We start from the raw sequence: 5,185 nt of genomic DNA on the forward strand, positions 1-5,185 counted from the left end.
CCTGAACCTGTCGAACGCGGTGGCGGTGGTGGTGTACGAGGCCTGGCGGCAGCGCGGCTTCGTCTGACCGCTCGGCAGCCTGTCAGGCGCTCTCGGCCTTGGACGGCCGCGAGGTCAGTACGCGGAAGGCCTCAATCGGCGACACGCCTTCGTGCAGCACACGCGCGACCTGCTGGCTGATGGGCATCTCCACGTCGAGCCGCGCCGCCAGCCGTGCGACTTCGCGCGCGACGCGCACGCCCTCGACCACCTGGCCGATCTCGGCCTGCGCCTGCTGCACGCTCTTGCCGGCGGCCAGCGCCAGGCCCAGGCGCCGGTTGCGCGACTGGTCGTCGGTGCAGGTCAGCAGCAGGTCGCCCAGCCCGGCCAGGCCCATGAGCGTGTCGCGTTCACCGCCCAGCGCCTCGCCCAAGCGCATGATCTCGGCCAGCCCGCGCGTGATCATCAGCGCGCGTGTGTTGGCGCCGAAGCCGAGCCCATCGGCCGCGCCCACGGCGATCGCCAGCACGTTCTTGACCGCACCGCCGACCTCGACGCCGATCACGTCGGTGGCGGTGTAGGCGCGGAATACGCCGGAGTGCAGGAAAGCAGCGAATTCCCCAGCGACTTGCGCGTCACTGGATGCCACCGTCACCGCCGTCGGCATGCCCTTGCCGACTTCCTTGGCGAAGGTCGGCCCGGACACGATCGCCAGCGGGAAGTCCGCACCCAGCGCCTCGGCGAAGACCTCATGCATCAGCTTGCAGCTCTCGGGCTCTAGGCCCTTGGCCGCGCAGGCCAGCTTCTGCCCCGGTCGCAGCAGCGGTCTGAGCTGCTCCAGCAGTGCGCGCACCGCATGGCTGGGCACGGCCACGATGATGTGCGGAACGCTCTGCACGGCGTCCGTCAGCCCGGTCACCGGGTGTAGACGCTCGGGGAAACGGCAGCCCGGCAGGTAGCGGGCATTGACCCGCTCGGCCGCCAGACGCCCGATCTGCTCCGGATCGCGGCCCCAGAGCGTGGTGGGATGGCCGCTGCGCGACAGCTGGATGGCGAGCGCCGTGCCGTAGGAACCGGCGCCCAGCACCGCGATGGGGGCGTCCCGGGCAATCGGCGGGGGTTTGTTCTTCTTCTGCGTCATCGCGGCACTGGCGTCAGTGTTTGGTGCCGCTCGCAGTCTTCTCCGCCGCCTCCGGGGCGTGCGCGGCGCGGGTCTGCGCCAGGTGCTGGTGGTACAGCGCGTCGAAGTTCACCGGCTGCAGCAGGAAGGCCGGGAAGCCGCCGCGCTGGATCAGATCGGCCACTGCCTCCCGCGCGAAGGGAAACAGCACGCTGGGGCAGTAGGCGCCGAGCACCGCGCGGCGTTCGGCCTCGTCGCCGAAGCCGGCCAGCCGGAACACCCCGCCCTGCTGCACCTCGGCGTGGTAGGCGGTGCGTTCGCCGAGCCGCGCGGTCAAGGTGACCGTCAGCACCACATGGTGCACCTCGGCGCTCAGGTCCTGCACCGCGGTATTCAGCTGCACGTCCAGCTTGGGCGCCCATTCCTGGGTGAAGATCGTCGGCGCGTTCGGCACCTCGAGCGAGGCGTCACGCACATAGATCTTCTGCAGGATGACCTGCTTGTCGGCTTTGGGCGGGCTGCCTCCGGCAGCCTGATCCTGGCTCATGCGAAACCCCGCTTGGATGGGATGGAAAGGATCGCGCTCAGCGCGGCATCAGCAGGGCGTCGAGCTGGCCGGCACAGTCCAGCGCGCACAGATCGTCGTAGCCGCCGACATGGTATTCACCGACGAAAATCTGCGGCACCGTGTGCCGCCCGCTGCGCATACGCATCTCGTCACGGCGGGCAGGTTCGGTATCCACGCGCACCTCCTCGTAACAGACCCCCTTCTTGTCCAGTAGACGCCGCGCCATGACGCAGAACGGACAGAACCGCGTGCTGTACATCGTCACTTTCGGCGCCTGCGCCATCGCTGCTTATTTGGTCGTGACCGGCAGGCTTGCGCCCTGCCAGGCATTCAGTCCTCCCTTGAGACTATACACCGTCGCAAAACCCTGCTGGCGCAGCTTGGCGCAGACGGCCGGCGCCACCGTGCCCAGCGCGCAATAGCAGATCACCGGCCGATCCTTGAACTTGGCGATCTCGCCGGCGCGCTCCTCGATCCGCGCCGCCGGGATGTTGAGCGCATTCAGGATATGGCCCTTCTTGAAATCGGCCGGGCTGCGCACGTCCAGGACCAGGGCGTTCTTGTCGTTGATCAGGCGCACCGCCTCGAGCGGCAGCAGCCGCTTCTCGCCACGCAGCGCGGTCCAGATTTCATTGGCCACCATGAGCACCAGCACCGTCACGAGCGCGCCGGTCAGGATCCAATGGTTGGCGAGGAATTCGATGAGGGTCTGCATGCGCTCTGGGCGAGTGGTGGCGTTTGGGCGACAATGGCGGCAGCCGCAACCGGGCGGCAAGCCGCGCGCATTATCCCATCGCCCATCCGTGAGTAGAAGAGCCGCCATCCACCGCGTTTTTGCCCTCGCGGGGCTGTGCCTGCTCGGCACCCTGGCCGGCGCCGAGCCCGCCGCCGGCGATCGCAGCCAGGAACTTGCCCGCATCCGCGAGCGCATGCAGGCGATCGACCAGTCGCTGCAGACGGATCGGCTCAAGAAGGACAGCCTGGCGCTCGAGCTGCGCGACACCGAGCAGGCGATCGCACGGCTGGCACGGGCCCTGCGCAAGATCGAGGCCGACACCGCGGTGCAGGAGCAGGCCGTGGCCCAGACCCGCCAGCAGCGCGCCGTGGTCGCCCGCCAGCTGGAGTCCGAGCGCGGCGCGCTGCGCCAGCAAGTGCGTGCCGCCTATCTGATGGGCCGCCAGCAGCAGGCCAAGCTGCTGCTCAACCAGGAGGACCCCGGTCGCCTGGGCCGCGTGCTGACCTACTATGACTACCTGAACCGCGCCCGGGTCCGTCAGATCGGGGCGATCCGTGAGCAGCTCGAGCGTCTGCGCGAGGTGGAAAACACCCTGCAGGCGCAGCTCGACCAGCTCAACGCCTTGCAGGCCGAGCGCCGCAATACCCTGGAACAGCTCAAGAACCAGCGCAACCAGCGACGCAACACCCTGGATCAGATCGCCGCCCGCATCAAGGACCAGAGCCGCGAGCTGGCGCGTCTGCGGGAAGATGAGCTGCGCCTGCAGAGTCTCATCTCCAGCGTGCGCCGGGCGCTGGTGGACCTGCCCTACGACCGCGGCAACGAACGGTCGTTCGCGTCCCAGCGCGGCAAACTGCCTTGGCCGCTGCGTGGTCCGGTGCTGGCGCGTTTCGGGACGCCCAAGGCCGGCGGCAAACTGTCCTGGCGCGGGCTGTGGATCGGTGCGGCAGCCGGTACGCCCGTGCAGGCCGTGGCGCGCGGCCGGGTGGTGTACGTCGGCTGGATGCACACCTACGGGCTGATCGTGATCATCGAGCACGGCGACGGCTATTACAGCCTGTACGGCCATACCCAGAGCACCAGCGTGAACCTGGGCGATCTGGTCCTGCCCGGGCAGGTCATCGCGCAGGCCGGTGACAGCGGCGGGCATGACAAGCCCGGGGTTTATCTCGAGATCCGCAACGGCCGTAACCCAGTCAACCCGCAGCAGTGGTTGCGGCGCTGAGCGCGTACCGCTTGAGCGGCCCCGACGCGAACGCCATATAATTGAAGCGTCAAGCCGGGCCCCGCCCGGCTCCCTCCAGGAGTACCGCACCAAGATGGCCGCCAGAACCCGTACCGCCCTGCTGCTCGCCCTGGGCGTGCTGATCGGCGCCGGCATCACCCTGACCCAGGGTGTGCTGGCCAAGCGCGAGGCACCCGCCGAGGCTGAGCTGCCGCTGGAGGACATGCGCACCTTCGTCGAGATCCTCAACCGGGTGAAGAGCGACTACGTGGAGCCGGTCAAGGACCAGGACCTGATCGAGAACGCCATCCGCGGCATGCTCGACGGCCTCGACCCGCACTCCGCTTATCTCAGTCCAGACGAGTTCCGCGAGGTCAGTATCTCGACCTCCGGTAAATTCGGCGGGCTGGGCATCGAAGTGCAGATGCAGAACGGCTTCGTGCGCGTGGTGGCGCCGATCGACGACACGCCGGCGCACAAGGCCGGCCTGCAGGCCGGCGACTTGATCGTGCGCATCGACGAAACCCCCGTCAAAGGCATGACGCTGACCGAGGCGGTCAAACTGATGCGCGGCGAGCCCGGCAGCAAGGTCACCCTCACCGTACTGCGGGAGAGCGTCGAGCAGCCCTTCAAGGTCAGCCTGACGCGCGCGATCATCCACGTCCAGAGCGTCAAGAGCAAGCTGCTGGAGCCGGGCTACGGCTACCTGCGCGTCACCCAGTTCAGCACCGAGACCGGCAAGACGCTGGAAGAGGAGCTGGCCAAACTGCGCAAGGAAAACAAGGGCGATCTGAAGGGCATGATCCTCGATCTGCGCAACAACCCGGGTGGCGTGCTCAACGCAGCGGTCGAGGTCTCCGACGCTTTCCTCGAGCGCGGCAACATCGTTTCGATCAAGGGCCGCCTGGCGGAAACCAACAAGAACTTCGACGCCACACCGGGCGACGCCTTGGCCGGTCAGCCGATGGTGGTGCTGGTCAACGGCGGCTCGGCCTCCGCCTCGGAGATCGTCGCCGGCGCGCTGCAGGACCAGGGGCGCGCCGTGGTCATGGGCGAGAAGACCTTCGGCAAGGGCTCGGTGCAGACCATCCTGCCGCTGCAGAACAACGCCGCGCTCAAGCTCACCACCGCACGCTACTACACCCCCAAGGGTCGTTCGATCCAGGCCGAGGGCATCACGCCGGACATCGCCATCCGCCCGGTCAAGGTCAGCGCCGTCAAGGAGGATGACGTCGAGCAGATCAAGGAAGCCGACCTGGTGCGCCGTCTGGACAACGAGCAGGGCGTCAAGCCGGAGGCGACACCGGCCGCCGACACCGAGCCGCAGGACCTGAGCCTGGCGCAGAGCGACTACGCCTTGTACGAGGCCCTCAACCTGCTCAAGGGGCTGTACATCCTCAAGACGCGCTGACGCCGCCCCTATCATGCCGCGCGTGCTGGTGCCACTGGCCGAGGGCTTCGAGGAAATCGAGGCGGTCACGATCATCGATGTGCTGCGGCGTGCCGGCATCGAGGTCGTGGTCGCGGGCCTGGCCGCAGGGCCGGTCACCGGCTCGC

6 protein-coding genes are annotated in these 5,185 nt (G+C 68.2%); 2 read left to right on the forward strand and 4 right to left on the reverse strand.

What is annotated here, in order from left to right; all coding sequences use genetic code 11:
* Positions 1-82: 82 nt before the first annotated feature.
* The 4 genes from VNJ47_11160 to VNJ47_11175 are packed head-to-tail and all read right to left on the reverse strand — an operon-like array spanning position 83 to position 2,382.
* The gene (locus tag VNJ47_11160; GenBank protein ID HXG29388.1) at positions 83-1,120 is read right to left on the reverse strand and encodes an NAD(P)H-dependent glycerol-3-phosphate dehydrogenase; all 1,038 of its coding nucleotides are present in this window, start codon (positions 1,118-1,120) and stop codon (positions 83-85) included.
* 13 nt (positions 1,121-1,133) lie between these two features.
* Positions 1,134-1,646 carry a protein-export chaperone SecB gene (secB, locus tag VNJ47_11165; protein HXG29389.1) on the reverse strand — a complete coding sequence of 171 codons (513 nt, stop codon included), beginning with the start codon at positions 1,644-1,646 and terminating at the stop codon, positions 1,134-1,136.
* A 37-nt stretch (positions 1,647-1,683) separates the two neighbouring features.
* Complete coding sequence (grxC, locus tag VNJ47_11170) at positions 1,684-1,950, reverse strand: glutaredoxin 3 (GenBank protein HXG29390.1); 267 nt, start codon at positions 1,948-1,950, stop codon at positions 1,684-1,686.
* A 6-nt stretch (positions 1,951-1,956) separates the two neighbouring features.
* Positions 1,957-2,382, reverse strand: a complete 426-nt coding sequence (locus tag VNJ47_11175) for a rhodanese-like domain-containing protein (GenBank protein HXG29391.1) — start codon at positions 2,380-2,382, stop codon at positions 1,957-1,959.
* 88 nt (positions 2,383-2,470) lie between these two features.
* On the opposite strand from VNJ47_11175, the gene VNJ47_11180 reads away from it, so the two are divergent.
* Complete coding sequence (locus VNJ47_11180) at positions 2,471-3,628, forward strand: peptidoglycan DD-metalloendopeptidase family protein (protein ID HXG29392.1); 1,158 nt, start codon at positions 2,471-2,473, stop codon at positions 3,626-3,628.
* A gap of 94 nt (positions 3,629-3,722) precedes the next feature.
* On the forward strand, positions 3,723-5,039 hold the full coding sequence (locus VNJ47_11185) for a S41 family peptidase (protein ID HXG29393.1): 1,317 nt from the start codon (positions 3,723-3,725) through the stop codon (positions 5,037-5,039).
* The last annotated feature ends 146 nt before the right edge of the window (positions 5,040-5,185 follow it).

It is taken from the genome of Nevskiales bacterium (assembly GCA_035574475.1).
In the GTDB taxonomy this organism is placed as follows: Bacteria; Pseudomonadota; Gammaproteobacteria; order Nevskiales; family DATLYR01; genus DATLYR01.

Bases quoted from the DNA above. Each gene is read 5' to 3' on its own strand.
- VNJ47_11175 (HXG29391.1), bottom strand. From the start codon at position 2,382: ATGCAGACCCTCATCGAATTCCTCGCCAACCATTGGATCCTGACCGGC.
- grxC (HXG29390.1), bottom strand. From the start codon at position 1,950: ATGGCGCAGGCGCCGAAAGTGACGATGTACAGCACGCGGTTCTGTCCG.
- VNJ47_11185 (HXG29393.1), top strand. From the start codon at position 3,723: ATGGCCGCCAGAACCCGTACCGCCCTGCTGCTCGCCCTGGGCGTGCTG.
- secB (HXG29389.1), bottom strand. From the start codon at position 1,646: ATGAGCCAGGATCAGGCTGCCGGAGGCAGCCCGCCCAAAGCCGACAAG.
- VNJ47_11160 (HXG29388.1), bottom strand. From the start codon at position 1,120: ATGACGCAGAAGAAGAACAAACCCCCGCCGATTGCCCGGGACGCCCCC.